Below are 25,720 nucleotides of genomic sequence, written 5' to 3'. Positions count from 1 at the left end.
GGCTTTGAAATGGCTTTGATCGTACAGAAATTTGGAGGCACCTCGGTCGGCACCGTCGAGAGAATCGAACAAGTCGCCGACAAGGTTAAGAAATTCCGTGACGCTGGCGATGACCTGGTGGTCGTGCTGTCGGCAATGAGCGGCGAGACCAACCGTCTGATCGATCTGGCCAAGCAAATCAGCGGCGACCAGCAACCGGTCCCCCGTGAGCTGGACGTAATCGTTTCCACTGGCGAGCAGGTGACCATCGCCTTGCTGGCCATGGCGCTGATCAAGCGTGGCGTACCGGCGGTGTCCTACACCGGCAACCAGGTGCGTATCCTGACCGACAGTGCGCATAACAAAGCGCGTATCCTGCAGATCGACGACCAGAAGATTCGCGGTGACCTGAAGGCTGGCCGCGTCGTGGTTGTCGCCGGTTTCCAGGGCGTGGACGAGCACGGCAACATCACCACCCTCGGCCGTGGCGGTTCCGATACCACTGGCGTGGCCCTGGCGGCAGCCCTCAAGGCTGACGAATGCCAGATCTATACCGATGTGGATGGCGTCTACACCACCGATCCGCGGGTCGTGCCCGTGGCTCAGCGCCTGGACAAGATCACCTTCGAAGAGATGCTGGAAATGGCCAGCCTCGGTTCCAAGGTGTTGCAGATCCGCGCGGTGGAGTTCGCCGGCAAGTACAACGTTCCGCTGCGCGTTCTGCACAGCTTCAAGGAGGGTCCGGGCACCCTCATTACTATCGATGAAGAGGAATCCATGGAACAGCCGATCATTTCCGGCATCGCTTTCAACCGCGATGAAGCCAAGCTGACCATCCGTGGCGTGCCAGACACCCCCGGCGTGGCGTTCAAGATTCTCGGCCCGATCAGCGCGGCCAACATTGAAGTCGACATGATCGTGCAGAACGTCGCGCACGATAACACCACCGACTTCACCTTCACCGTGCACCGCAACGATTACCAGGCCGCTGAAACCGTGCTGAAAAAGACCGCTGGCGAGATTGGCGCCCGGGAAGTGGTGGGCGACACCAAGATCGCCAAGGTCTCGATCGTCGGTGTCGGCATGCGCTCCCACGCAGGCGTGGCCAGCCGCATGTTCGAATCGCTGGCCAAGGAAAGCATCAACATCCAGATGATCTCCACCTCGGAAATCAAGGTGTCGGTGGTGATCGAAGAGAAGTACCTGGAACTGGCCGTGCGCGCCCTGCACACGGCTTTTGAGCTCGACGCTGCGGCCCGACAGGGCGAGTAAGGCGTTGCCCTGAGGGCGCGGTTTCGACCGCGCCCTTTGTTTTTCCGGATGGCATGTCCCAAAACTGTTCTTTTGCGCCCGCTGGTCAATACTAGGCCTGTGGGCTGCGACCGTTTCGGTTGTAGGTGTCATGCCCTTTTTTTTGCAGACTGTTGTTCCTGAACTGAATCGCGTGAGGAGAAAGGTATGCTGATTCTGACCCGTCGGTGCGCAGAGAGCCTGATTATTGGCGATGGCGAAATCACCGTGACCGTGCTCGGCGTCAAAGGAAACCAAGTGCGTATCGGCGTCAACGCGCCGAAAGAGGTCGCTGTGCACCGGGAGGAAATTTACCTGCGTATCAAGAAAGAGAAGGACGACGAACCAAGCCATTAATTTTTATCGATTTTTATGTTTGCAAACGGGGATGAAGGTGGTTAATATACGCCCCGTGTTGCGGAGAGCTGGCCGAGTGGCCGAAGGCGCTCCCCTGCTAAGGGAGTACACCTCAAAAGGGTGTCGGGGGTTCGAATCCCCCGTTCTCCGCCATTATTCGTTTAGTGCGCTGTCTCTGGCTTGATCGGTAAGTGTTTGAAATTACTGAAAAAAGCGCTTTACAAAAAGATTCGGCGACCTATAATGCGCGGCAACAAATGCACTCGTAGCTCAGCTGGATAGAGTACTCGGCTACGAACCGAGCGGTCACAGGTTCGAATCCTGTCGAGTGCACCATTTAAGAGTTGCTTGCAGTGATGCAAATAACTTGGCTACAACCAGTTGTGATCTGGTATAAAACCACAACTTGCACTCGTAGCTCAGCTGGATAGAGTACTCGGCTACGAACCGAGCGGTCACAGGTTCGAATCCTGTCGAGTGCACCAAACACCAAAAAGCCTGCGTTCAACGCGGGCTTTTTGCTGTCTGGGATTTAACGTTTCACGCAGCCTTTTCCATCGAACGCGACCTCGGTGCTGCGGCCGTTCCTCTTTTTGTAGGTATAGCGCGTGTTCGAATTCCGCACCTTGATCGTGTCGGGCCTGCCGAGTGCGCTCTCTACGTCTTGCTGGCTCATGCCAGCGATTACTCGCCGATTCATGATTGCCTCCCGGCGCTGACTGGCGTCGATCAGATTCCCGCAGTCGTCCTCCAACTGGCCAACGATGGTCGGTGCCTTGCGTCTGTTTGTTTTGCCGGATGTTTTCAGCGGCAGCGCTTCCGGCAGCAGCGGTGCGACGTGGCCTGGGTTGAATGAGTTTATCTGCTGCACGGACAGGATCTCCCCGGACGGGCAGCTCAGGCTCGTGAACGTCACCTGCCCGGCGCCGTTTTCGCAGCGATGCACGGTTTGTGCGACGCTCCAGAGAGGCAAGCAGGCTAAGGCGGCGAGTGGAAACAGACAGCGGTTTGCGGGCATCCGGGCTTCCTCCTTGACCGTTGGTAAAGAAGGGTAGCCGCTACATTTGCGCCGCAGCGTGTGTTTTCTTTTCAGAATAAGTCGTCGTAAATGCAGAGGTTCAGCCTGTGTTCAGGTTTGTCTCGCAAGCGCTTGTTCTTGCCACGATTTTTTAACGTTCTAGAGCGTCAAGCGGTGTATGATTGCGGCCGTCAGCCCCGCCGGGGCTTTGGAATATCTTCATGGACTTACCCAGTAGTTACTCAATATCGCGTTTTACCAATCATGAATTGACTGATTGATCCTTCCGGCGTGCTCCACTGCTGGGAGTGGAGTTCGCCTATGACCGAAGTAGAAGTAAAAAAAACGCAGGAAAGCCTTCAGGATCGCCTCGCTCAAGTCGTTGAGCTGCTGCATCGTCAGCGGGTCGTGGAAGACCTGACGCATCGCCAGGAAGGCCCTCATTCCGATCGGGTCGGGAACCTGGTCCACCGGCAGAATCTCGTCGAGTTGCAGCGCAAGCTCGATGACCTGCACTCGGCCGACGTCGCCTACATCCTCGAAGCCTTGCCACTGGAAGAACGTCTGACGGTCTGGCAACTGGTCCAGGCCGATCGCGACGGTGACATCCTGCTGGAAGTGTCCGACTCGGTTCGTGAAACCCTGATCGCCGACATGGATGATCACGAGCTGTTGGCGGCGGCCAAGGAGATGGACGCCGACGAGCTCGCCGACCTCGCCCCCGAACTGCCGCGCGATGTTGTCCATGAGTTGATGGAAGCCCTTGATGGGCAACAGCGCGAGCGTGTCCGCTCGGCATTGTCCTACGACGAGGAGCAGGTCGGTGCGCTGATGGACTTCGAGATGGTGACGATCCGCGAGGATGTCAGCCTTGAAGTGGTCTTGCGTTACCTGCGTCGCCTCAAGGAGCTGCCGGGGCATACCGACAAACTCTTCGTGGTTGATTACGACGGCGTGCTCACCGGCGTGCTGCCGATCAAGCGGCTGCTCGTCAATGACCCGGAGAAGCAGGTTGCCGAGGTCATGGCCAGCGACACTGTGAGTTTCCATCCCGACGAAAATGCCTACGACGCGGCTCAGGCATTCGAGCGTTATGACTTGATTTCCGCGCCGGTGGTGGACAAGAACGGCAAACTGATTGGCCGTCTCACCATCGACGAAATGGTTGACCTGATTCGTGAGGAAAGCGAAAGCGAAGTCCTCAGCATGGCCGGTCTGCGAGAAGAGGAAGACATCTTCGCTTCGGTCTGGAGATCCCTGCGCAACCGTTGGGCCTGGCTGGCGGTCAATCTGGTTACGGCGTTTGTCGCTTCTCGCGTCATCGGCCTGTTCGAAGGCTCCATCGAGAAACTGGTAGCGCTGGCGGCGTTGATGCCTATCGTAGCCGGCATCGGCGGCAACTCTGGCAACCAGACCATTACCATGATCGTTCGCGCCATGGCGCTGGACCAGGTCAGCACCGGCAATACTTCGCGATTGATGCGCAAGGAGCTGGCGGTGGCGTTGATCAACGGCGTGATCTGGGGCGGCGTGATCGGCGTGGTGGCGTACCTGCTATATGGCAGTTGGTCGCTGGGCGTAGTGATGACCGCGGCGATGACGCTCAATCTGCTGCTGGCGGCGTTGATGGGAGTATTGATCCCGATGACCTTGGCCCGCCTGGGGCGCGACCCGGCAATGGGCGCCAGCGTGATGATTACCGCCATGACGGACAGTGGAGGGTTCTTCATCTTCCTGGGCCTGGCGACGATTTTCCTGCTCTGAATGGCTCCTCAAAAAGCCCGCTTGATTGGCGTAATGCTGTTCACTTAAGACAACCGACGAACCCGTGGCGAGGGAGCTTGCTCCCGCTGGGCTGCGAAGCGGCCCCAAAACCTGCCAATGCGGAGGATCAGACACACCGCACCCGCCGGTTTGCGACTGCTTCGCAGCCGAGCGGGAGCAAGCTCCCTCGCCACGGGTACTTCATTTTTTTCAAGTGAAAAAAAAGCCAGCACAAGGCTGGCTTTAATAATTGGGTGGCGATCAGGACGCGTCTGCGGCCATTTCTGCGTCGTGGGCAATCAGCGAAACGAGGGCGTTCTGCTGACGATGGGAAAGTTGTCGGAAGCGTTGAAGCAACTCGCGCTCGTGCAACGACAGCTCAGGGCTGTCCAGGCGCATGCTCAACTCTTCACCCAGTGCCCCTTCCTGAATCAGGCTTTGCTCAAGGCGCGCGATGATTTCGGAGTTCATGCTGCGGTGATGATTACGAGCCACCTCGGCAATGCGTTCCCGCATTCCGTCTGGCAGACGCACGACGAACTTGTCAGCCGTACGGCTGGAATAAATTGCCTGTTTCATTGGGCGCATATTTATTTAACCGGTTAGTTCAGGGGAGCGGTTCTCGGGATTGGCCGCAGGATGTCGATAGGACAAGATCCGCAGCCAAATGTTCAACCTGAATTGTTAAGAGGCCCGCATGATGCCTCAAAATTGCCAGATCATTGGCGCCAATTCTGTGACAAATTCTGATCCGGGTAAAGGCGTTATGCCAGCACCCTTCGTCAAAAAATGCGGACTGGTTTGAAAAAACACACAGGTTCCGCATTTGTGACCACTGCATCGTGTCGTTGTGCCATACCGTTTGGCGGATAACCGCTACGGAGCACAATGGCGACTGTCCTTGCTTTGTATAGGATAGTGGCAAAATGCCGATTTACTAGGCCGACGAGCCGGGGAAGGATGAATGGTGGCTGAATTCGCCAGGTCTGTGCTCTGCGCAGCGGCTTAGCTGCACCATTTGCCTACACTTATCAGGCAACGACGACATGACAAACGCGAGAGCGGCCGTTAACATGCACGCCGTCCAACGCACCGCGTTTCTCGCGGTCGACCCGTGTCTCAGTAGCTCAATTGGATAGAGCATCCCCCTCCTAAGGGGAAGGTTGGCAGTTCGAACCTGCCCTGGGACACCATTTTTCGCACCAGCCCCCCAACGCCGATCTACTCTCCCTTAACGGAACGCCATCTGCTGCCGATAACCCGATGAGTTTCCTTTCCTGACGTCCCGGCGTTGTGGAGCGGTGTTTCGTTTGTTTCGCCATTGAGTTCATTTTTTCTTATTTGCCTGGACATCCTCGATGCTGGCGTACCACCAAAAAAGTTTTCTGATCGTCGATGATTTCTCGGATTTCCGCAGTTCCGTCCGGTCCATGTTGCGGGAGCTGGGCGTCAAGGACGTGGATACCGCCGATACCGGTGAAGTGGCCCTGCGCATGTGCTCGCAGAAGCGCTACGACTTTATCCTGCAGGATTATCACCTGGGCGACGGGCGCAAGAATGGCCAGCAGGTGCTGGAAGACCTGATGGTCGAGAAGCTGATCAGCCATGAAAGCGTGTTCCTCATGGTGACCGCCGAGACCAGCCAGGCGATGGTGCTCAGTGCCCTGGAACATGAGCCGGATGCGTACCTGACCAAGCCGTTCAATCGCTCCGGCCTGGCCCAGCGGTTGGAGCGGCTCGAGCAGCGCAAGACCTTGCTCAAGCCGATCCTGCAAGCCCTTGACCGTGGCAAGCCGATGGAGGTGCTCAATGCCTGTATCGCCCTTTGCAAGCAGGACCCTCGCTACGGGCCGCTGTGCCTGCGTTATCGCGCCGATGCGTTACGCGACCTGAATCAGAACGAGGCCCTTGAGCGGTTGTACAACTCCATCATCGCGGATCGTCCGTTGCCTTGGGCGTACGCGGGGCTGGGGAAGTTGCTGTTCAAGCGCGGGCAGGTGGGCGAGGCCAAGGCTGTCTATGAAAAAGCCTTGAAGGCTTTTCCGATGATGCCCGCCCTGTACGACGGCATGGCCGATGTGCTGGTGGCCGAAGGTGATACGAAGCAGGCGCAAAACGTGCTGGAAGAGGCGGTGCGCCTGTCGCCCCTGGCGGTGCGCCGGCAAGCGCTGCTGGGCAAGCTGGCAATGACCAATGAAGATTACGACACCGCGTCGAGAGCCTACCGCCAGGCGGTGGGGCAGGGCGCGCAGTCGCGCTTCAAGGACCCGGAAACCAACCTCGGTCTGGCCCATGCGCTGATCAGCAAGGGCAGCGAAAAAGGCCTGGATACCCGCACTCGCCTGGAAATCAACACGACGCTCAGCGCCGTGGCCAAGGAAAACCCCAGCGATCCGGGGCTGCAAGTCCGGGCGCGGCTGATGAAGGCCACGAGCCTGCTGCTCAACGATGCCGAAACCGCCGAGAAGCTCACCGAGCAGGCGTTGCAGCGCCTCGACGGCATGGAGCAATTCATGAGCGCCGAAGCCGCCTTGCTGGTGGCCAAGCAGTTGCAGATGCTTGGGCAGACCAGCGCCGGCGAGTCGATGCTGAAGAACTGCGCGGAAATCTACGGCGATGACCCGACGGTGATGCAAGGCATCGCCAAGCTCACCGATGACCCCAACATTCTCAATCAGGGCAACGCCGCCGCCGAGCTGAACCGTGAGGGTGTGCGCGTCTACAAGACCGGCGCCTTGCCCGAGGCGCGAGAGCTGTTCCGGCGCGCCCTGAAGCTGCAACCAAAAAACATCAGTATTGCCCTGAACATGGCGCAATCCCTGCTGCACGGCACCGATACCAGCGTCGAATCGGAGCTGCTCCAGGAATGTCGCGCCTGCCTGAAACTGGTGGGCATGATGCCCGATACCGATGCGCGTTTTGCGCGCTATCAGAAACTGCGAAGCAAGGCATTTGGCGATGAATGACAGCGAACAGGCTCTCGATTTTTCCACGGTGATTGCATCTACCGTGCACGATATGAAGAACTCCCTGACCTTGCTCATGCAGGCTCATACGCAATGGCTCGAGCGTTTGCCGGAGTCCGAGCGACAGACTTCGGAGCAGGGCGTGATGGACTTCGAGTTCGCCCACCTCAACGGCCTGCTGGTGCAACTGCTGGGGCTGTACAAGCTGGGGGTCAACCAGTTGCCGTTGCATCCGGCCTATCATGAGCTGGATGACTTCATCGAAGCGCAGCTGGCCGGCCATCAGGACGTGTTCCGCAGCCGCGGAATCATGGCCACCTACGAAGTCGACCCGCTGAGTCCGCTGGGTTTTTTTGATCGTGAGTTGATTGCCTCGGTGCTCGACAACATGATCAACAACGCGATTCGCCATGCTCGGCAGACGCTCTTGATCAGTGTGAGCGACGAGGCCGGGCAGTTGGTATTGACCATCAATGACGACGGCGAAGGCTATCCAGCTGCGATGATCGAGCGTCAGGCCGAGTATGTGCAGGGCATCAACCACAGCACCGGCAGCACCGGCCTGGGCCTGTATTTCGCCGCGAGGATCGCCGGTCTGCATCAGCGGGGTGGCTTGAGCGGGCGTACCGAGATTGCCAATGGCGGCGTGCTGGGCGGCGGGGTGTTCAGGCTTTATCTGCCCTGAGCAAAACCTCTCGCAACACTTCCCTCACCTGTGGGAGCGAGCCCGCTCGCGAAGGCGTCCGCCCATTCGATACTGAGTTGGCTGATCCACCGCCTTCGCGAGCAGGCTCGCTCCCACAGTTGTTTCAGTAGCAGCTGTTTATTTTTGTAGCTGCTTGATATTCCGAACAGCCGGAGCCTATTTTGTACGGGTTGCCGTTCGCGGCTCGCACATAACAAGGATTGCGTCATGACGACCGATGGCCAGCGTTCATTCGCACAGCGACTGACGGGCATTGATGAGATTGAATGTGTCACGCCGGATTTGAATGGCGTGCCGCGAGGCAAGGTGATGACCGCCGAGGGCTTCCTCGAAGGCCGCCGGTTGCAGATGGCGCGGGGCGTGCTGCTGCAATGCATCATGGGCGGTTACCCGCCGTCGCGTTTTTATGGCAGCGATGATGGCGACCTGGCGTTGGTGGCCGATCCGAAACAGACCCATCGCTTGCCATGGAGTCATCCGCCCCGTGCCCTGGCGATTTGCGACGCCGACGAGCTCAGCGGGGAGAGCTCGCCGCTGTCGACCCGTGGTCAGCTCAAGGCTGTGATAGCGCGCTATGCGGCGCTTGGGCTGGCGCCGGTCGTCGCGACGGAACTGGAGTTTTTTGTTTTCGCAGCCAATCCGGATCCGACCCAGCCGTTCCGACCGCCGGTGGGCCTGGACGGACGCCGCGAAGACGGCCAGTCGGCGTTCAGCGTCAGCTCCAACAATGGCTTGCGCCCGTTCTTCACTGAAGTCTACGAATGCATGGCGGCGTTGGGTTTGCCGCGCGATACGTTCATGCATGAAATGGGCGTGAGCCAGTTCGAAATCAATCTGCTGCATGGCGACCCTCTGTTGCTGGCCGACCAGACGTTCCTGTTCAAGCACTTGCTCAAGGAAGTGGCGCTCAAGCACGGCCTGACGGTGGTCTGCATGGCCAAGCCCCTGGCGCAGACGCCAGGCAGTTCGATGCACATTCACCAGAGCGTCGTCGAGCTGGAGGGTGGGCGAAATGTGTTCAGCGACGAGGCGGGCGAGCCGACGGCTGTTTTCCGTCACTTCATTGGAGGGCAGCAGGCCGGCATGGCGGATTTCACCGCACTGCTCGCGCCGAACGTGAATTCCTACCACCGCTTGTGCCACCCGTTTGCTTCGCCAAACAACGCCTGTTGGTCCCATGACAATCGTTCGGCCGGGTTGCGCATTCCGGCCAGTTCGCCGGCGGCCCGACGGGTCGAGAACCGCTTGCCGGGGGCTGACGCCAACCCGTACCTGGCGATCGCGGCGAGCCTGGCGGCCGGGCTGTATGGCATCGAAAACCGGCTGGAGCCAAGCGCCGCAATCCAGGGCGAATTCGAAGTGCCGGAGAATCTCTCCCTGCCATGTACCTTGCATGCGGCCCTTGAGCGTCTCAAGCGTAGCCACTTGGCGAAGGAACTGTTCGGCAGCGAGTTCATCGAAGGTTACATCGCGTCGAAGAGCCTGGAACTGACCAGTTTCTTTGACGAGATCACGCCTTGGGAGCGGCGCGTCCTGGCGGCCCAGGCATAACCAACCGTCGCATTCGGGCTATCTTCAGAAGGTAGCCCTCACTCACCTCAAGGAGCCGCTCGGAACGCCGATGCGCCAAATCTGGAAACCTTTTCGAGCGCTTTATTTCGCCTCGCTGATGATGCTCATCGGCTCAGGCCTCCTGAGTACGTACCTGGCCTTGCGTCTGGCTGCCGACAACGTCGACAGCCTGTGGGTCGGTGCGTTGATGGCCGCCAACTATTTCGGCCTGGTGCTGGGCGGCAAGATCGGTCATCGGCTGATCGCCCGCGTCGGGCATATTCGGGCCTATTCGGCGTGCGCCGGGATCGTCGGCGCGGCGGTATTGGGCCACGGCCTGGTGAACTGGCTGCCGGCCTGGATCGTGCTGCGGATGATTGTCGGCCTCGGGATGATGTGCCAGTACATGGTCATCGAGAGCTGGCTCAACGAGCAGGCCGAGGCCAAGCAGCGCGGGGTGGTGTTCAGCGGCTACATGATCGCCTCGTACCTGGGGCTGGTGCTGGGCCAACTGATCCTGGTCATGCACCCGGCCCTGGGCCTGGAGCTGCTGATGCTGGTGGCGTTGTGTTTCGCCCTGTGCCTGGTGCCCGTGGCGCTGACTCGGCGGATTCACCCGGCGCCGCTGCATCCGGCACCGATGGAGCCGCGCTTCTTTATCAAACGCGTGCCGCAATCGTTGACCACGGTGCTTGGCTCGGGGCTGATCGTCGGTTCCTTCTACGGCCTGGCGCCGCTGTACGCTTCCCAGCAGGGGCTTACTACCGAGCAGGTCGGTCTGTTCATGGGTAGCTGCATCTTTGCCGGCCTGCTGGTGCAGTGGCCGCTGGGTTGGCTGTCGGATCGTTATGATCGTGCGCTGCTGATCCGCTGCTTCGCGCTGATCCTGGTGGTGTGCGCGTTGCCGCTGGCGATCCTGTCGAAGGTGCCGGTGGAGGTCCTGTTCATCGCGGGATTCTGCTGTTCGCTGGTGCAGTTTTGCCTGTATCCGTTGGCGGTGGCGTTTTCCAACGACCACGTCGAAGGCGATCGCCGAGTGTCGCTCACGGCCATGTTGCTGGTGACTTACGGCGTGGGCGCCAGTATCGGTCCGTTGGCGGCCGGGGTGCTGATGAAGCTGTTCGGTAGCCAGATGTTGTACGGATTTTTCGCCTTGTTCGCGTTGGTGCTGGTGTGGCGGATCCGGCCGAAAGCGGTCACCAACCTGCATCAGGTCGATGATGCGCCGCTGCACCACGTGGCCATGCCGGACAACATGACCAGCTCACCCTTGGTGGCGTGCCTCGACCCTCGGGTAGACGAGCAGGTCGTCCAGGATCAGATGCAGACCTCGCCCAACCCCGACGTGGAGCCTGAGCCTGAGCCGGAATTGGAGCCGGTCACCGAAGGCGCGGAAGACGAACCGCCACCTTCGGATTTCACCCGGGCCAGGCCTTGAAGCGGCGATAAAAAAACGGGCAATCCTTGCAAGGGATTGCCCGTTTTTTATCGCCCGCGAAAAATCAGAAATCGTCTTTGTCGAACCGACGGGCTTCACGCTGCAATTGATACACGAAGCGTTCGACCTGGCGCTGCACCAGGCCGCTGATGTTGTGAAAGCGCACACCGGCGAAGGTGGTATTGATCCGCTCTTCAAAATGCAGGTAGCGCAGTTCGACCGGCGCGGTCATGTTGCCGAAGGGCAGGGCGGCGACAAAGCGTTCGTAGACCTGGCCCAGTTGCAGGCGTGCGGTGATGTCGCCATCGAAGCGCAGCTTGCAGCCGGTTGCGGAGATATCCAGCAGTTTGCCGTTCACTGGCGACTTGAGCTTGTCGCCACCCAGTTCCACGCTCACCAGTTGCGCCAGTTTCAGCGCGGCCCGGAAGGCGTTGCGGCGCTGGTGATAAACCACTTCTTCAGGCAGGGCGCCGCGGTAGCAGCGGCCGTCCTTCGATTCCTGGATGGTCAGCGGACCGTTGCCTTCCCACGCGATGCGCACGCCGTCATGGAAACCCTCGACCCGATACGGCTCGCCTGCCAGCAGGAAACGCTCGCCGTCCCGCGGGATCATTTCGTCCAGGGCAATGGTGTTGGTCTCGCGATCGACATCCACCAGGTAGCTCTGGAAACGCTGGGTGCGCTCATGAAAGGTGATGATCAGGGGATCGTGGCTCTCTTGCAGCATCCGCAGGTTGCCGGAGATTTCCAGGGGGGTGGCGAGGACAATGGGCGGTTGCGGAGCATCATCCGCGTTTGAGGCATTGAACACGGTGGGTCAATCTCCAGGCAAAATACGACTACAAAGAGCCAGCATTTTGCCAGCATGTATCGCGCGTTGATAGTGCGCAGGCATCGTTCGCCTCACGCCTGGCTGAGCGGACGGTGCTTGACCATTTTAGCGGTCGAACCGCGAGCGTCGTACAGCGTAGGGATTTCGCCGCCATTGAGGATGCGCAACTGGTTGGCCGTAGCGGCCTGCTGCATCTGGATGGATTGGCCGTTGCGAGTATTGGCGGCCTGACACTGGCTGAGCAGGTCATTGAGCACCGCACTTTGCGCCAACAGCTGATCGCCAATCGACGACTGGCTGGCCAGTTGCGCGAGGCCGTTGTTGTCGGCGGGCAGGTGGAGACTGGCGAGAATCTCGCTGCGCTTGCGGCCATGCTGATCGAGCAAAATGATCAATGCCTGTTTCTGTGCCAGAAGATTTTCCAGCAGAGGCATATCCCGCCCGTGCAATGCCAGGGCTTCGGTCTGCAACAGCTCCAGCAGTTGTTGCGCCGGGGCAAAGTCGTCGATGATCAATTGCAATAAATTAGTATCGTGCATGGCTGGCCTTGGGTCTTAAGCGTCCAAAAGCCTGGCGCTGGCATCAGCCTAGCGCTGGGCTTCGAAGTTGAGCAGTTTGCTGGCTACACGGTTGCTGTCGACTTTATAGCTGCCATCGGCGATTGCTGCTTTCAACTGGGCCACGCGGGCATTGTCGACGACAGGTTGATCGCGCAGCTTGTCAGTGACCTTCTGCAACTGCTGAGCCTCATTGCTGAGGTGTACCGACTCCCCGTTGTTGACAGTGGCGGCCTTGTCAGCCGGCTTGGACTTGTCGGTTTCGACGGTTTCCTTGCTGGCGCCAGTGCGCGTTGTGCCTGTCAGCGGCGAGGAGCTGTTTAAACGATTGAAATCGATGACCATGGTAAAAAACCTCTGGGTATTTGGACGCTTGCCATGTTTTCGGCCATTCCCAAAATAACTTTAGGCTCATTTATCAAATGAACGTGCGCACGTCTGCGCTTGCCTTTGCGTAAGGCACAGTCTAGGGAACACCGAGGTCAAGCGCCAGCCTGTCTACCCCCGTTACATGGCCACTTCCACGTGGCCGGGCGCTATCACCTGCGCCTTGATCACCCGTTTCGAATTGAGGTTTTTCACCCGGATCTGCTCGCGTACGCCGCCATTGGCCAGGGCCTCGCCGGGCATCCGCACGGCCAGGGTGCCGCTGCGGGCGGTAATGACGACCTGGTCGCCCTTGCGGATCACTTCGGCCTGTTCCAGGTGCACGAGGGTGACGACCTGATCGGCGACCATTGGTCGGACAAGTTTCTGCCCGATGGCCTGATCGACGGACGTCAGGAAGCCTTGGCTGATCTGACTGATGTCGCGTTCACGCAGCACCACGTCCTGCGGCTCGACAATCCCGGCGCGCTTGAGCGGACGGGTGGTCGTGACGATCTCGCGGAACAGCCGCACTTGAGCGGGCACAAAAACCGTCCAGGGCGCGGCGCTGTCGCAACGTACCTTCACCGTGACCCGGCCCAGGGGCTTTGCCGGGCTTTCCAGCGAGGCAGTCAATTCCTTGTCGCACATCGGCATGCGCAGGCGCGGGTCGAGCTGGTTGACTTCAATCTCGTAGCGACCTTCGGTTTGACTGGTTGCCAGATAGTCTTCTACGGTGAATTCAAGAAAGCCCTGCGTGACGCCGATAAGGAGATCAGGCAAGGTAACCGGCACATCAGCGACGGCGCGTCCGCCGACCGCAAACAGGCAGACAGCCAACAGTGCACCGAGCCAGTGGCGGCAGTGAGTGGTCAGGCGTCGAGAAAATGTCGTTTGTGCGTTCATGCCGGTTCAATAGCAAGCCCCGTGCCGTTTAGTGATGAATGCGCGTCGGACACATTAGCGTTAGGTAGGAGTCAGGGCATGGCGGGAGTGATGGATTCGGTAAACCAGCGCACACAGCTGGTCGGTCAGAATCGCCTGGAGCTGTTGTTGTTCCGTCTCGATGGCCAACAACTGTATGGGATCAATGTATTCAAGGTTCGCGAAGTGCTGCAATGCCCTAAGCTGACCCTGATGCCGAAGTCCAGTCCCGTCGTGTGCGGTGTGGCGAATATCCGGGGAGCGACCATCCCGATTCTCGACCTGGCGATGGCGACCGGTTCCGGTCGGCTGCTGGATCAGAGCAATCCGTTTGTGATCATCACCGAGTACAACACCAAGACCCAAGGGTTCCTGGTGCGGTCGGTGGAGCGCATCGTCAACATGAACTGGGAAGAGATCCATCCACCACCCAAGGGCACCGGCCGCGATCACTACCTGACGGCAGTGACCCGGGTCGACAACCAGTTGGTGGAAATCATCGACGTGGAGAAGATCCTCGCCGAAGTGGCGCCGACCCCGGAGACGATTTCCGTCGGCGTGGTGGATGCCGAGACCCAGCACAAGGCGATTTCGCTGCGAGTCCTGACCGTCGACGATTCTTCGGTGGCACGCAAGCAGGTCACGCGTTGTCTACAAACGGTCGGCGTCGAAGTGGTCGCCCTCAACGACGGACGGCAAGCGCTGGATTACCTGCGTCAGATGGTCGATGAGGGCAAGAAGCCGGAAGAAGAGTTCCTGATGATGATTTCCGACATCGAGATGCCGGAAATGGATGGGTACACCCTGACATCGGAAATTCGCAGCGACCCGCGCATGCAGAAGCTGCACATCATCTTGCATACTTCGTTGTCCGGGGTTTTCAACCAGGCGATGGTCAAGAAAGTCGGCGCCGATGATTTTCTGGCCAAGTTCCGGCCCGATGACCTGGCGTCGCGGGTGGTCGAGCGAATCAAGGCAGCAGAATAAAGGTCGGGCGCGTTGTGCGCCCGGCAAGTCAACACAGTGAAAAGAGGCGGTATCTTGTCTACGGGTAATTTGGATTTCGAACAGTTCCGGGTCTTCCTGGAAAAAGCCTGTGGCATCTTGCTTGGTGAAAACAAGCAGTACCTGGTGTCGAGCCGTCTCAACAAATTGATGGAACAACAGGGTCTCAAGTCGCTGGGCGAACTGGTGCAGCGCATCCAGACCCAGCCCCGCAGCGGTTTGCGCGAGATGGTGGTGGATGCGATGACCACCAACGAAACCCTGTGGTTTCGCGATACCTATCCCTTCGAGGTATTGAAGAACCGGGTGTTGCCGGCGGCCATCAAGGCCAGTCCGGGGCAACGCCTGCGCATCTGGTCGGCGGCCTGCTCGTCGGGACAGGAACCGTATTCGCTGTCGATGTCCATCGATGAGTTCGAACGCTCCAACCTCGGCCAGCTGAAGATGGGCGTGCAAATTGTCGCCACCGACCTGTCCGGGACCATGCTCAACAACTGCAAGACCGGTGAGTACGACAGCCTGGCGATCGGCCGTGGCCTGTCGCCTGATCGCCTGCAACGCTATTTCGATCCGAAAGGGCCGGGCAAGTGGGTGGTCAAGGCGCCGATCAAGAGCCGCGTGGAGTTCCGCTCGTTCAACCTGCTGGACAGCTATGCCAGCTTGGGCAAGTTCGACATCGTGTTCTGCCGCAACGTGCTGATCTACTTCTCCGCCGAGGTGAAGAAAGACATCCTGCTGCGTATCCACAGCACCCTGAAGCCGGGCGGCTACCTGTTCCTTGGCGCGTCCGAGGCGTTGAACGGCTTGCCGGATCATTACCAGATGGTCCAGTGCAGTCCGGGGATCATCTATCAGGCGAAGTGATTGGCCTGGGTTGTAAAAAACGGGAGCCCTACGGGGCTCCCGTTTTTTTTTTGCCCTCCAGTTCCTCCAATCCAACACATCCCTGTGGGAGCGAGCTTGCTCGCGATAGCGGCGGCACATCCAAAATCCATGTATCTGACAGATCGCTATCGCGAGCAAGCTCGCTCCCACATTTGTCCCCCATTGTCTGGATGAAAGCGGCAGAAAAGCGGCAGCCAGCGGAAACCGATTGCCGCTTTTCTGGCATTGCCGCTTTGCCGATCCCCGCAAAGCCCCGGTTTACGGGCTTTTGGAAAGTGGCACGGTGATTGCTAAAGCCATCGTACGAACATTCTGGTCACCCAAAGGTTTCCGCCATGAGCATCAGCTTCGATAAAGCGCTCGGTATCCACGAACAGGCCCTGAGCTTCCGCGCCCAGCGTGCCGAAGTCCTGGCCAACAATATTGCCAACGCTGACACCCCGAACTACAAGGCCCGTGACCTGGACTTTTCCAAGGTGCTCGCCGAGCAGAACGAAAAAACCAAGAACGGCCACTTCGCCTTGAACATGACCAACAACCGTCATATCGAAGCCGAGGGCGTTGGCAGTGGCGACGGATCGTTGATGTATCGCACGCCGATGCAGCCGTCGATCGACCAGAACACCGTGGATGCTCAACTGGAACAGTCCAACTACGCGGAAAACTCCGTGAACTTCCAGGCCAGCTTCACCCTGCTCAACAGTAAATTCAAAGGGCTGGTATCAGCCCTGCGTGGAGAGTAATTCATGTCGATCGCGAGCGTATTCAACATCGCCGGCAGTGCCATGAGTGCCCAGACCACTCGCCTGAACACCGTCGCCAGTAACATCGCCAACGCCGAGACCGTCTCGTCGAGCATCGACCAGACCTACCGCGCCCGCCACCCGGTATTCGCCACCATGTTCCAGGGCGGCCAGTCCGGCGGCAGCGACTCGCTGTTCCAGAACCAGGACGCGGCCGGGCAGGGTGTACAGGTACTCGGCGTGGTTGAAGACCAGAGCAACCTCGACGCCCGTTACGAGCCGAATCATCCGGCCGCCGACGCCAAGGGTTACGTCTACTACCCGAACGTCAACGTCGTTGAAGAAATGGCCGACATGATTTCCGCCAGTCGTTCGTTCCAGACCAACGCCGAAATGATGAACACCGCCAAAGCCATGATGCAGAAGGTCCTGACCCTCGGTCAGTGATAAGGGGCGAGTCACATGAGCGTCACCAATACCACCGGTTTGAGCCTCAACGAAGTACTGGCCAACTCCTCGGTCAAGACCAACACCACGACCGATGGCCTGGGCGCGGCGTCGGCTGCGGCGACGGGCAAGAAAGAGCTGGGCAAGGATGCGTTCCTGCAGTTGCTCGTCACTCAGCTGAATAACCAGAACCCGCTGGAGCCACAGGACAACGGCGAGTTCGTTGCCCAGCTGGCGCAATTCAGCAGCCTGGAAGGCATCACCACCCTCAACGACACCGTCAGGGGTATTGCCAGCAACTACAACTCGTCCCAGGCCCTGCAGGCTTCTTCGCTGGTGGGCCGTTCGGTCATTGCCCCCGGCGACAAGGCGGTGGTCGACACCTCCAAGAGCCTCAACGGCACGGTGGTGGTACCGACATCGGTGTCTTCCCTCTCGATCAAGATCAACGACAAGGACGGCAAGACGGTGCGCACCATCGAGCTGGGCAGCCAGAACGCCGGCAAGGCCGATTTCATCTGGGACGGCAAGGGCGAAGACGGCACCCCGCTCGAGTCGGGCACCTATACCTTCGCCGCCTCGACCACCATCGATGGCAAGGCGACTTCGCTGGTCACCAACCTGCCGGCCACGGTCAGCAGCGTCACGATCAGCCAGACCGGCGGCGAGCTGATGCTCAACCTCGCCGGCCTGGGCAGCATCCCGCTGTCACGCGTACAAACTATTGGTATGTAAGAGCCGACTAACCCGGCAAAAAGGAGTGCAATATGTCTTTCAATATCGGCCTTAGCGGTCTCTATGCAGCCAACAAACAGCTGGACGTGACGGGTAACAACATCGCCAACGTGGCGACCACCGGTTTCAAGTCGTCCCGCGCGGAATTCGCCGACGTCTACTCGGCCACCAAGCTGGGCTCGGGCTCCAAGACCGTCGGCAACGGCGTGCGCCTGGCCAACGTTTCCCAGCAGTTCGGCCAGGGTGACGTGAACAACACCGGCAACGTGTTGGACATGGGTATCCAGGGCCAGGGCTTTTTTGTCCTGAGCAACAACGGTTCGCTGAGCTACACCCGTGCCGGTACCTTCAAGACCGACAAGGAAGGCTTCATCACCAACAGCGAAGGCACCGCGCGCCTGCAGGGTTATGGCGTGGATGCCAACGGCAAGATCCAGAACGGCATCCTGACCGACCTGCGCATCGACACGTCCAACCTGCCGCCCAAGCCTACCGACCTGATTTCGTCGACCATCAACCTGAACTCGACGGCAGACGCGATTCCGAAGACGGCGACCTATAAGTTCGATCCGGCCAATACCGCCACCTTCACCAAGCAGTTCACCACCCCGGTCTACGATGCCCAGGGTAACCAGCATTCCATGGACCAGTACATGGTCAAGACGGGCGCCAACACCTGGGACGTCTACACCCTGATCGATGGTCGTAACCTGGACGGTAATTCGCCGACCGACGCAACCACCCTTGCGGTCCCTTCGACCATGACTTTTGGCGAGAGCGGCGAGTTGCTTAAGGTTAGTACGCCGATGCCGTCGGGCGCGCCGCGCGAGAGTAGCGATCTGCTGCTCACAGGCTGGATTCCAGGCACCGTGAAAGATGGTGTGTGGAGCGCCAACGGTGCCGATGGCGCTGATACCATCACACTTTCCCTGGGCAAGACCACCCAGTTCAACGCTGACACCGCACGGTCGATTCCTACTCAGAACGGCTACGCCACTGGCCAGATCACCAACCTGACCATCGACGGCAGCGGTGTGTTGCTGGCGAACTTCAGCAACAACCAGACCAAGCCGATCGGCCAGCTCTCCCTGGCCAGCTTCACCAACGAGCAAGGTCTGCAGCCGGTAGGCGGCACCAGCTGGAAAGAAACCTTCGCGTCGGGCATCCCGGGCTACGATGCTCCGGAAACCGGCACCTTGGGTTCGATCGTCTCCAACTCCCTGGAAGAGTCCAACGTCAACCTGACCAACGAACTGGTCGAGCTGATCAAGGCCCAGAGCAACTACCAGGCGAACGCCAAGACCATCTCCACCCAGAGCACCATCATGCAGACCATTATTCAGATGACTTGATATCGATGGTTGCTTGAGGCTGCACAAGGAGCCCCTCGTAAGAGGGGCTTTTTCATGGGCGATGGTTTTGTATTGTTTGTGCCGGCCTCTTCGCGAGCAGGCTCGCTCCCACAGAGAGGACACATTCCAATGTGGGAGCGAGCCTGCTCGCGAAAGCGGTGGGTCAGTCAACACTTTATTCCAGACAAAAGAAAACCCCCGATAAACCAGCGGTCTATCGGGGGCTTTCCTCAGCAGGCGCCTTTCAGCGCCCACTCGCTCAGCTTATTGGCAAGCTTCGCAATCCGGCTCGTCGATGGCGCAGGCTTTTGGCACTGGCGCAGGGCCGGCTGGAGCAGCCAGGACCGAATCGTCACCGTGGTTGCCGCCAGCGGAAACCGCGTTCAGCTTGCCGGTGTTGATGGTCGACTTCTCGGTGCTGGTGGCGGCCAGGGCACGGAGGTAGTAGGTGGTTTTCAGGCCACGGTACCAGGCCATGCGGTAGGTCACGTCGAGCTTCTTGCCCGAAGCGCCGGCGATGTACAGGTTCAGCGACTGAGCCTGGTCGATCCACTTCTGGCGACGGCTGGCGGCGTCGACGATCCATTTGGTGTCCACTTCGAACGCGGTGGCATAGAGCTCTTTGAGTTCTTGCGGGATGCGCTCGATCTGCTGTACCGAACCGTCGTAGTACTTCAGGTCGTTGATCATGACCGAGTCCCACAGGCCGCGAGCCTTGAGGTCGCGAACCAGGTACGGGTTGATCACGGTGAATTCGCCCGACAGGTTCGATTTCACATACAGGTTCTGGTAGGTCGGTTCGATCGACTGCGACACGCCGGTGATGTTGGCGATGGTCGCGGTCGGTGCGATGGCCATGATGTTGGAGTTACGGATGCCTTTCTGCACACGGGCGCGAACCGGAGCCCAGTCCAGGGATTCGTTCAGGTCGACATCGATGTACTTCTGGCCACGCTGGGCGATCAGGATCTGCTGCGAGTCCAGCGGCAGGATGCCCTGGGACCACAGCGAACCCTGGAACGTCTCGTACGAACCGCGCTCGTCGGCCAGGTCGCAGGAAGCCTGGATCGCGTAGTAGCTGACCGCTTCCATGGACTTGTCGGCGAATTCGACCGCAGCATCCGAACCGTACGGGATGTGCTGCAGGTACAGCGCGTCCTGGAAGCCCATGATGCCCAGGCCGACCGGACGGTGCTTGAAGTTGGAGTTCTTCGCTTGCGGCACCGAGTAGTAGTTGATGTCGATCACGTTGTCGAGCATGCGCACGGCGGTGTTCACGGTGCGTTGCAGCTTGGCGGTGTCCAGCTTGCCGTCGACGATGTGGTTCGGCAGGTTGATCGAGCCCAGGTTGCAGACTGCGATCTCATCCTTGTTGGTGTTCAGGGTGATCTCGGTGCACAGGTTCGAGCTGTGGACCACGCCCACGTGCTGCTGCGGGCTGCGCAGGTTGCACGGGTCCTTGAAGGTCAGCCATGGGTGGCCGGTCTCGAACAGCATCGAGAGCATCTTGCGCCACAGGTCTTTGGCCTGGACGACTTTGAACAGCTTGATCTTGTTGTACTCGGTCAGGGCTTCGTAGTACTCGTAGCGCTCTTCGAAGGCCTTGCCGGTCAGGTCGTGCAGGTCTGGCACTTCGGATGGCGAGAACAGGGTCCACTTGCCGTCATCGAAGACGCGCTTCATGAACAGGTCCGGGATCCAGTTGGCGGTGTTCATGTCGTGGGTACGACGACGGTCATCACCGGTGTTCTTGCGCAGCTCGATGAACTCTTCGATGTCCATGTGCCAGGTTTCCAGGTAGGCGCAGACCGCACCCTTGCGCTTGCCGCCCTGGTTGACCGCAACGGCGGTGTCGTTGACCACTTTGAGGAACGGCACGACGCCCTGGGATTTGCCGTTGGTGCCCTTGATGTACGAGCCCAATGCGCGAACCGGGGTCCAGTCGTTGCCCAGGCCACCGGCGAATTTCGACAACATGGCGTTGTCGTGGATGGCGCCGTAGATGCCCGACAGGTCGTCCGGTACGGTGGTCAGGTAGCAGCTCGACAGTTGTGGACGCAGGGTGCCGGCGTTGAACAGAGTCGGGGTCGACGCCATGTAGTCGAAGGACGACAACAGGTTGTAGAACTCGATGGCACGGTCTTCACGCTGCTTCTCTTCGATCGCCAGGCCCATGGCCACGCGCATGAAGAACACCTGCGGCAGTTCGAAACGCACGCCATCCTTGTGGATGAAGTAACGGTCGTACAGGGTTTGCAGGCCCAGGTAGGTGAACTGCTGGTCGCGCTCGTGGTTGATCGCCTTGCCGAGTTTTTCCAGGTCGAATTCGGCCAGGACAGGGTTCAGCAATTCGTACTCGATACCCTTGGCGACATAGGCCGGCAGGGCCTTGGCGTACAGGTCGGCCATTTCGTGGTGGGTCGCGCTCTCGGCAACTTCCAGGAAGCTCAGGCCTTCGGCGCGCAGGGTGTCCATCAGCAGGCGGGCGGTCACGAACGAGTAGTTCGGCTCGCGCTCCACCAGGGTCCGGGCGGTCATCACCAGCGCGGTGTTGACGTCCTTGAGGGCGACGCCGTCATAGAGGTTCTTCAGGGTTTCGCGCTGGATCAGGTCGCCGTCGACTTCTTCCAGGCCTTCGCAGGCTTCGGTGACGATGGTGTTCAGGCGGCCCATGTCCAGTGGCGCCAGGCTGCCATCGGCGCGGGCGATGCGGATCGAAGGGTGAGCCTGGACCGGTGCGTCGGCCGGCGTGCGGATGGCGCGTTCCTTGGCCCGGGAGTCACGGTAGATCACGTAGTCGCGGGCGACTTTCTGTTCGCCGGCACGCATCAGGGCCAGTTCGACCTGGTCCTGGATTTCTTCGATGTGGATGGTGCCGCCCGACGGCATGCGACGCTTGAAGGTCGCGGTGACCTGTTCGGTCAGGCGGGCCACGGTGTCGTGGATTCGCGACGAGGCGGCAGCGGTGCCGCCCTCAACTGCGAGGAACGCTTTGGTGATGGCGACGGTGATCTTGTCATCTGTGTAAGGAACGACAGTCCCGTTACGCTTGATCACGCGCAGCTGGCCAGGCGCGGTGGCGGACAGATCCGGGCTCGAATCAGCGGCCAGCGGCGCGGTGCCCTGCGGGTTCTCGCGAGTTGTGTCGGTGTGCATGGGTGTCTCCACGTTCTCTATGTTTATTTGGGCACCATCACGGTGCCCACCGTTCCGTCCTGAAGCACTACAACCGGCTGGCGCCGGGTATAACAACTTCGGGACAGTAGGAAGCGGGCCGGTGGCACCGCTTCCATCCGAAGTTCTCGGGTCGCGAGCCTGGGCTCGAAACCGGGTTTGCCAGGTGGCAGCAAAGGACTGCAACACCCGTACCGTTCCGGTCGTTTTCGACCTTGGAAACAGTTGCCATCCGCAGGGGCGGTCTGGTTTGGAAAAATGCGCTGTTGCAGCAAGACAGAGGCAAGAAAAGCGCTTGAATTCTCTATCCGACTTGTGTTTGGTTTTTGGCCTGAAACCCTACATGTAGGGTTTTTTGCGCGGCGGGCTACAAGATAATGCGTTTTGGGGGATGAATCAACGTGCTACCTGTGGATAAGCCTGTGCGTAATTTGTGTGCGAAACGTGGAACTGCTCTGTAGGCCGCGACCTTGCTGGAGCGAGCCTTTTTTCAACGATTTCGAGCGGCCGAAAACAGCTTGGTGTTTTTGCGGGCGCGCACGTTACCACACACATCCGGCTCGACCGAACGCATTTGTCCGCTTGTTTTCCATGCAGCCGCCGTTTATACAATCGGCCGGTGCATGAGCGGGATGATCCTCCTTTGATATGACAAAAAGATGGGAGGACGCAGGCTTTCAAGTGGGCACTGTTGTGGCGAGGGAGCTTGCTCCCGCTGGGCTGCGTAGCGGCCCCAGAGTTTTACGGTCGCTGCGCAACCGAGCGGGAGCAAGCTCCCTCGCCACAGGGTGAGCGTTCATCCTTTCTTTTTATAGCTACAACAAGACGAGGCCCCTCCGTGGAACAAGAAGCCTGGCAGATATTGATTGTCGAGGATGACCAGCGCCTGGCCGAGCTGACCCGCGAATACCTGGAAAGCAACGGCCTGCGCGTCGCCATCGAGGGCAACGGCGCGGTGGCGGCCCAGCGGATCATCGACGAGCAGCCGGACCTGGTCATTCTCGACCTGATGCTGCCAGGTGAGGATGGCTTGAGCATCTGTCGCAAGGCGCGCGAGCACTACGACGGGCCGATCCTGATGCTCACCGCGCGGGCTGACGACACCGACCAGATCCAGGGCCTGGACCTGGGCGCCGACGACTATGTCTGCAAGCCGGTGCGCCCGCGCGTCCTGTTGGCCCGCATCCAGGCCCTGTTGCGACGCAGCGAGCCGGAGCCGTCCGCGGCGCCGAAGCAGCGGCGCCTGGAGTTCGGCCCGTTGGTGGTGGACAACGCCTTGCGCGAAGCCTGGTTGCAGGGCAACGGTATCGAGCTGACCAGCGCCGAATTCGACCTGCTCTGGCTGCTGGTGTCCAACGCCGGGCGCATCCTGTCCCGCGAGGAAATTTTCACCGCCTTGCGCGGTATCGGCTACGACGGCCAGGATCGCTCGATCGACGTGCGCATCTCGCGCATCCGTCCGAAGATCGGCGACGATCCGGAGCATCCTCGATTGATCAAGACCATCCGCAGCAAAGGCTACCTGTTCGTCCCTGAAGCCTGCGTAGACGCGACCCCGTGAACTCCATCTTCCTGCGCATCTATGGCGGCATGTGCGCGGCACTGGTGCTGGTGGCGGTGCTTGGCGTGCTGGCGCTGCACTTGCTCAACCAGACGCGCGGCGAGCAATACCGCGAGCGCCTGGCCCATGGCACGTTTTCCTTGATGGCCGACAACCTGCGGCCGATGAACGACACCGAACGGCGCCGGGCCCTGGCGGTGTGGGAGCGCCTGCTGGGAATTCCGCTGGCGTTGCAGACGTTCAGCCAGACCGACCTCGACCTGGGCCAGCGCACCCGGGTATTGCGCGGGCAGGTCCTGGTGGAGCAGATCGGGCCGCATGCGGCGAAGGTTTATCGGCTAGTCAGCGACGGCGAGCAGTTGACCCTGGTCGGGGAGGTTCGCCAGATCAGCGAGCAACTGGCCCGGGCGACCATTTACCTGCTGGCCGACGAACTGGTGCGCTATCCGGTGGCCGAGCAACCCGAGCGGCTGGCGCAACTCAAGCAGGAAAAAGGCTTCGGTTTCGACCTGCGCCTGATGACTGTCGAGCAGGCGGACATGGACGACGACCAGCGCCGGCGGGTGGCCGAGGGCGACACGGTGATGGCCCTGGGCAAGGGCGCCGACTCGATCCGGGTGTTCGCCGGCATGGTGGGGACGCCGTGGGTGCTGGAAATCGGCCCGCTGTACCAGATGAATCCGTACCCGCCCGAGTGGCTGGTGCTGATCGCCGCGCTCGGGTTGAGTCTGATCGGCCTGATTGTCTATCTGCTGGTGCGCCAGCTGGAGCGGCGTCTGCGTGGCCTGGAGTCGGCCGCGACCCAGATCGCCCAGGGTAGCCTGGAGACTCGCGTACCCGCTCGGGGCGCAGACTCGGTCGGGCGCCTGGCCGCAGCGTTCAATGGCATGGCTGAGCACTTGCAGCAGTTGTTGGCGATCCAGCGCGAGTTGGTGCGCGCGGTGTCCCATGAACTGCGTACACCGGTGGCGCGCCTGCGCTTCGGCCTGGAAATGCTCGGCAGCGCCAGCACGCCCGAGGCCCGGGACAAGTACCTGGCCGGCATGGATCACGACATCGAAGACCTGGATCGGCTGGTAGATGAAATGCTCACGTATGCGCGGCTGGAGCAAGGGTCGCCGGCGTTGAATTTCCAACGGGTCGACCTGGATGCGTTGGTCAACCAGGTCATCGAAGAACTGGGCCCGTTGCGCGCCGGGGTTACCGTGGAGCGCGGTCTGTGCCTGTCCGCCGCCGATTGCGACGGCGCCTGGGTCGAGGCCGAGCCACGCTTTTTGCATCGGGCGTTGCAGAACCTGGTAGGCAATGCCATGCGCCACGCCAGATCCCAGGTGACCGTCAGTTACCAGGTCGGCCAGTTGCGCTGTCGGGTCGACGTCGAGGATGACGGCCCGGGCGTACCGGAGGCGGCCTGGGAGCGGGTGTTCAAGCCATTCCTGCGCCTGGACGACAGCCGCGCACGCGCGTCGGGCGGCCATGGGCTGGGGCTGTCGATTGTGCGGCGGATCATCCATTGGCACGACGGCCGGGCGCTGATCGGCAAGAGCAAGCGCTTGGGCGGGGCGTGTTTCAGCTTGAGCTGGCCGAGGCATCAGGATCGGTCTTGAGAGAGGCGGTGTCCATGCCGGCCCCTTCGCGAGCAGGCTCGCTCCCACATTTTGAAATGCATTCCACCTGTGGGAGCGAGCCTGCTCGCGAAGGCGGCATTCCTGCCAATACAACTCTCAGGCCTTGACACCCACCAGGCTCAACAACTGCCCATCCTCCCACATTTTGAAATGCATTCCAGCTGTGGGAGCGAGCCTGCTCGCGAAGGCGGCATTCTGGCCAATACAACTCTCAGGCCTTGACGCCCACCAGGCTCAACAGCTGCCCATCCTCCCATATTTTGAAATGCGTTCCAGCTGTGGGAGCGAGCCTGCTCGCGAAGGCGGCATTCTGGCCAATACAACTCTCAGGCCTTGACGCCCATCAGGCTCAACAGCTGCCCATCCTCCCACATTTTGAAATGCATTCCAGCTGTGGGAGCGAGCCTGCTCGCGAAGGCGGCGTTCTGGCCAATACAACTCT

General features: G+C 60.1%; 22 protein-coding genes and 4 tRNA genes. 19 read left to right on the top strand and 7 right to left on the bottom strand.

Annotation, left to right across the window (positions count from 1 at the left end; all coding sequences use genetic code 11):
• Positions 1–9: 9 nt before the first annotated feature.
• The 5 genes from M1E16_RS20775 (at position 10) to M1E16_RS20755 (ending at position 2,111) form a co-directional block, all read left to right on the top strand.
• On the top strand, positions 10–1,251 hold the full coding sequence (locus M1E16_RS20775; protein WP_305499355.1) for an aspartate kinase: 1,242 nt from the start codon (positions 10–12) through the stop codon (positions 1,249–1,251).
• Positions 1,252–1,437: 186 nt separating this feature from the next.
• Positions 1,438–1,626 (top strand): carbon storage regulator CsrA, encoded by a 189-nt coding sequence (gene csrA / locus M1E16_RS20770; protein ID WP_003178872.1) that lies wholly within the window; start codon positions 1,438–1,440, stop codon positions 1,624–1,626.
• A 62-nt stretch (positions 1,627–1,688) separates the two neighbouring features.
• Positions 1,689–1,779, top strand: a tRNA-Ser gene (locus tag M1E16_RS20765).
• Positions 1,780–1,885: 106 nt separating this feature from the next.
• Positions 1,886–1,962, top strand: a tRNA-Arg gene (locus M1E16_RS20760).
• 72 nt (positions 1,963–2,034) lie between these two features.
• A tRNA-Arg gene (locus tag M1E16_RS20755) sits at positions 2,035–2,111 on the top strand.
• A gap of 47 nt (positions 2,112–2,158) precedes the next feature.
• Here the strand turns inward: M1E16_RS20755 and M1E16_RS20750 are convergent.
• On the bottom strand, positions 2,159–2,644 hold the full coding sequence (locus M1E16_RS20750) for a cell envelope protein SmpA (protein WP_458128266.1): 486 nt from the start codon (positions 2,642–2,644) through the stop codon (positions 2,159–2,161).
• A 321-nt stretch (positions 2,645–2,965) separates the two neighbouring features.
• On the opposite strand from M1E16_RS20750, the gene mgtE reads away from it, so the two are divergent.
• Positions 2,966–4,408 (top strand): magnesium transporter, encoded by a 1,443-nt coding sequence (gene mgtE / locus M1E16_RS20745; RefSeq protein ID WP_434628968.1) that lies wholly within the window; start codon positions 2,966–2,968, stop codon positions 4,406–4,408.
• A gap of 261 nt (positions 4,409–4,669) precedes the next feature.
• On the opposite strand, the gene M1E16_RS20740 is transcribed toward mgtE, so the two are convergent.
• On the bottom strand, positions 4,670–4,996 hold the full coding sequence (locus tag M1E16_RS20740) for an Arc family DNA-binding protein (RefSeq protein WP_010226671.1): 327 nt from the start codon (positions 4,994–4,996) through the stop codon (positions 4,670–4,672).
• Positions 4,997–5,524: 528 nt separating this feature from the next.
• Here M1E16_RS20740 and M1E16_RS20735 point away from each other — a divergent pair.
• The 5 genes from M1E16_RS20735 to M1E16_RS20715 all read left to right on the top strand — a co-directional run bounded on the left by M1E16_RS20735 (position 5,525) and on the right by M1E16_RS20715 (position 11,069).
• Positions 5,525–5,601 (top strand) — tRNA-Arg (locus tag M1E16_RS20735).
• A gap of 165 nt (positions 5,602–5,766) precedes the next feature.
• The gene (locus M1E16_RS20730; protein ID WP_434656293.1) at positions 5,767–7,374 is read left to right on the top strand and encodes a response regulator; all 1,608 of its coding nucleotides are present in this window, start codon (positions 5,767–5,769) and stop codon (positions 7,372–7,374) included.
• Positions 7,367–8,059, top strand: a complete 693-nt coding sequence (locus M1E16_RS20725; RefSeq protein WP_434572366.1) for a sensor histidine kinase — start codon at positions 7,367–7,369, stop codon at positions 8,057–8,059. Before M1E16_RS20730 ends, M1E16_RS20725 begins: the two co-directional genes overlap by 8 nt.
• Before the next feature lie 330 nt (positions 8,060–8,389).
• Positions 8,390–9,631, top strand: coding sequence for a glutamine synthetase family protein (locus tag M1E16_RS20720; protein ID WP_458130353.1), 1,242 nt, complete (start codon positions 8,390–8,392; stop codon positions 9,629–9,631).
• Positions 9,632–9,701: 70 nt separating this feature from the next.
• On the top strand, positions 9,702–11,069 hold the full coding sequence (locus M1E16_RS20715) for an MFS transporter (RefSeq protein WP_434697061.1): 1,368 nt from the start codon (positions 9,702–9,704) through the stop codon (positions 11,067–11,069).
• 64 nt (positions 11,070–11,133) lie between these two features.
• Here M1E16_RS20715 and M1E16_RS20710 read toward each other — a convergent pair whose 3' ends face one another.
• From M1E16_RS20710 to flgA, 4 genes are all read right to left on the bottom strand, one after another.
• Complete coding sequence (locus tag M1E16_RS20710) at positions 11,134–11,880, bottom strand: flagellar brake protein (protein ID WP_458128265.1); 747 nt, start codon at positions 11,878–11,880, stop codon at positions 11,134–11,136.
• A 92-nt stretch (positions 11,881–11,972) separates the two neighbouring features.
• A complete protein-coding gene (locus M1E16_RS20705) occupies positions 11,973–12,440 on the bottom strand; it encodes a flagella synthesis protein FlgN (protein ID WP_458128264.1) in 468 nt (155 codons plus the stop codon).
• A gap of 48 nt (positions 12,441–12,488) precedes the next feature.
• Entirely contained in the window at positions 12,489–12,803 is a 315-nt protein-coding gene (gene flgM / locus M1E16_RS20700; protein ID WP_458128263.1) for a flagellar biosynthesis anti-sigma factor FlgM, read from the bottom strand.
• A gap of 162 nt (positions 12,804–12,965) precedes the next feature.
• The gene (gene flgA / locus M1E16_RS20695) at positions 12,966–13,730 is read right to left on the bottom strand and encodes a flagellar basal body P-ring formation chaperone FlgA (protein ID WP_458128262.1); all 765 of its coding nucleotides are present in this window, start codon (positions 13,728–13,730) and stop codon (positions 12,966–12,968) included.
• Between the two features lie 78 nt (positions 13,731–13,808).
• Here flgA and M1E16_RS20690 point away from each other — a divergent pair, with 78 nt between their 5' ends.
• The 6 genes from M1E16_RS20690 (at position 13,809) to flgE (ending at position 18,915) form a co-directional block, all read left to right on the top strand.
• Positions 13,809–14,735, top strand: coding sequence for a chemotaxis protein CheV (locus M1E16_RS20690; RefSeq protein WP_305499370.1), 927 nt, complete (start codon positions 13,809–13,811; stop codon positions 14,733–14,735).
• A 54-nt stretch (positions 14,736–14,789) separates the two neighbouring features.
• Positions 14,790–15,617: a protein-glutamate O-methyltransferase CheR gene (cheR, locus tag M1E16_RS20685; RefSeq protein ID WP_305499372.1), complete on the top strand. Its 828-nt coding sequence runs from the start codon at positions 14,790–14,792 to the stop codon at positions 15,615–15,617.
• 356 nt (positions 15,618–15,973) lie between these two features.
• A complete protein-coding gene (flgB, locus tag M1E16_RS20680; protein WP_434572378.1) occupies positions 15,974–16,381 on the top strand; it encodes a flagellar basal body rod protein FlgB in 408 nt (135 codons plus the stop codon).
• A gap of 3 nt (positions 16,382–16,384) precedes the next feature.
• Complete coding sequence (gene flgC / locus M1E16_RS20675; RefSeq protein WP_434572380.1) at positions 16,385–16,828, top strand: flagellar basal body rod protein FlgC; 444 nt, start codon at positions 16,385–16,387, stop codon at positions 16,826–16,828.
• A gap of 15 nt (positions 16,829–16,843) precedes the next feature.
• A complete protein-coding gene (flgD, locus tag M1E16_RS20670) occupies positions 16,844–17,563 on the top strand; it encodes a flagellar hook assembly protein FlgD (RefSeq protein ID WP_305499375.1) in 720 nt (239 codons plus the stop codon).
• A 32-nt stretch (positions 17,564–17,595) separates the two neighbouring features.
• A complete protein-coding gene (gene flgE / locus M1E16_RS20665; protein WP_458128261.1) occupies positions 17,596–18,915 on the top strand; it encodes a flagellar hook protein FlgE in 1,320 nt (439 codons plus the stop codon).
• A gap of 264 nt (positions 18,916–19,179) precedes the next feature.
• Here the strand turns inward: flgE and M1E16_RS20660 are convergent, their stop codons facing one another.
• Positions 19,180–22,071 (bottom strand): ribonucleoside-diphosphate reductase subunit alpha, encoded by a 2,892-nt coding sequence (locus M1E16_RS20660; RefSeq protein WP_305499377.1) that lies wholly within the window; start codon positions 22,069–22,071, stop codon positions 19,180–19,182.
• 856 nt (positions 22,072–22,927) lie between these two features.
• Between M1E16_RS20660 and M1E16_RS20655 the strand changes: the two genes are divergently transcribed.
• Together M1E16_RS20655 and M1E16_RS20650 are read left to right on the top strand one after the other, a co-directional pair.
• Complete coding sequence (locus M1E16_RS20655) at positions 22,928–23,650, top strand: response regulator transcription factor (protein WP_305499379.1); 723 nt, start codon at positions 22,928–22,930, stop codon at positions 23,648–23,650.
• The gene (locus tag M1E16_RS20650) at positions 23,647–25,257 is read left to right on the top strand and encodes an ATP-binding protein (RefSeq protein WP_434629008.1); all 1,611 of its coding nucleotides are present in this window, start codon (positions 23,647–23,649) and stop codon (positions 25,255–25,257) included. The genes M1E16_RS20655 and M1E16_RS20650 overlap by 4 nt, the downstream gene beginning before the upstream one ends.
• The last annotated feature ends 463 nt before the right edge of the window (positions 25,258–25,720 follow it).

Source organism: Pseudomonas sp. Z2-11, from assembly GCF_054161305.1.
The sequence above is the reverse complement of the archived record's forward strand: the minus strand, read 5'-3'. Positions and strand labels throughout refer to the sequence as shown.

Coding starts and splice junctions, on each gene's coding strand:
- M1E16_RS20720 (WP_458130353.1), top strand. CDS start 8,390: ATGACCGCCGAGGGCTTCCTCGAAGGCCGCCGGTTGCAGATGGCGCGG.
- flgD (WP_305499375.1), top strand. CDS start 16,844: ATGAGCGTCACCAATACCACCGGTTTGAGCCTCAACGAAGTACTGGCC.
- flgB (WP_434572378.1), top strand. CDS start 15,974: ATGAGCATCAGCTTCGATAAAGCGCTCGGTATCCACGAACAGGCCCTG.
- csrA (WP_003178872.1), top strand. CDS start 1,438: ATGCTGATTCTGACCCGTCGGTGCGCAGAGAGCCTGATTATTGGCGAT.
- M1E16_RS20730 (WP_434656293.1), top strand. CDS start 5,767: ATGCTGGCGTACCACCAAAAAAGTTTTCTGATCGTCGATGATTTCTCG.
- flgC (WP_434572380.1), top strand. CDS start 16,385: ATGTCGATCGCGAGCGTATTCAACATCGCCGGCAGTGCCATGAGTGCC.
- M1E16_RS20775 (WP_305499355.1), top strand. CDS start 10: ATGGCTTTGATCGTACAGAAATTTGGAGGCACCTCGGTCGGCACCGTC.
- flgA (WP_458128262.1), bottom strand. CDS start 13,730: ATGAACGCACAAACGACATTTTCTCGACGCCTGACCACTCACTGCCGC.
- flgM (WP_458128263.1), bottom strand. CDS start 12,803: ATGGTCATCGATTTCAATCGTTTAAACAGCTCCTCGCCGCTGACAGGC.
- M1E16_RS20705 (WP_458128264.1), bottom strand. CDS start 12,440: ATGCACGATACTAATTTATTGCAATTGATCATCGACGACTTTGCCCCG.
- mgtE (WP_434628968.1), top strand. CDS start 2,966: ATGACCGAAGTAGAAGTAAAAAAAACGCAGGAAAGCCTTCAGGATCGC.
- M1E16_RS20660 (WP_305499377.1), bottom strand. CDS start 22,071: ATGCACACCGACACAACTCGCGAGAACCCGCAGGGCACCGCGCCGCTG.
- flgE (WP_458128261.1), top strand. CDS start 17,596: ATGTCTTTCAATATCGGCCTTAGCGGTCTCTATGCAGCCAACAAACAG.
- M1E16_RS20725 (WP_434572366.1), top strand. CDS start 7,367: ATGAATGACAGCGAACAGGCTCTCGATTTTTCCACGGTGATTGCATCT.
- M1E16_RS20715 (WP_434697061.1), top strand. CDS start 9,702: ATGCGCCAAATCTGGAAACCTTTTCGAGCGCTTTATTTCGCCTCGCTG.
- M1E16_RS20750 (WP_458128266.1), bottom strand. CDS start 2,644: ATGCCCGCAAACCGCTGTCTGTTTCCACTCGCCGCCTTAGCCTGCTTG.
- M1E16_RS20690 (WP_305499370.1), top strand. CDS start 13,809: ATGGCGGGAGTGATGGATTCGGTAAACCAGCGCACACAGCTGGTCGGT.
- M1E16_RS20740 (WP_010226671.1), bottom strand. CDS start 4,996: ATGCGCCCAATGAAACAGGCAATTTATTCCAGCCGTACGGCTGACAAG.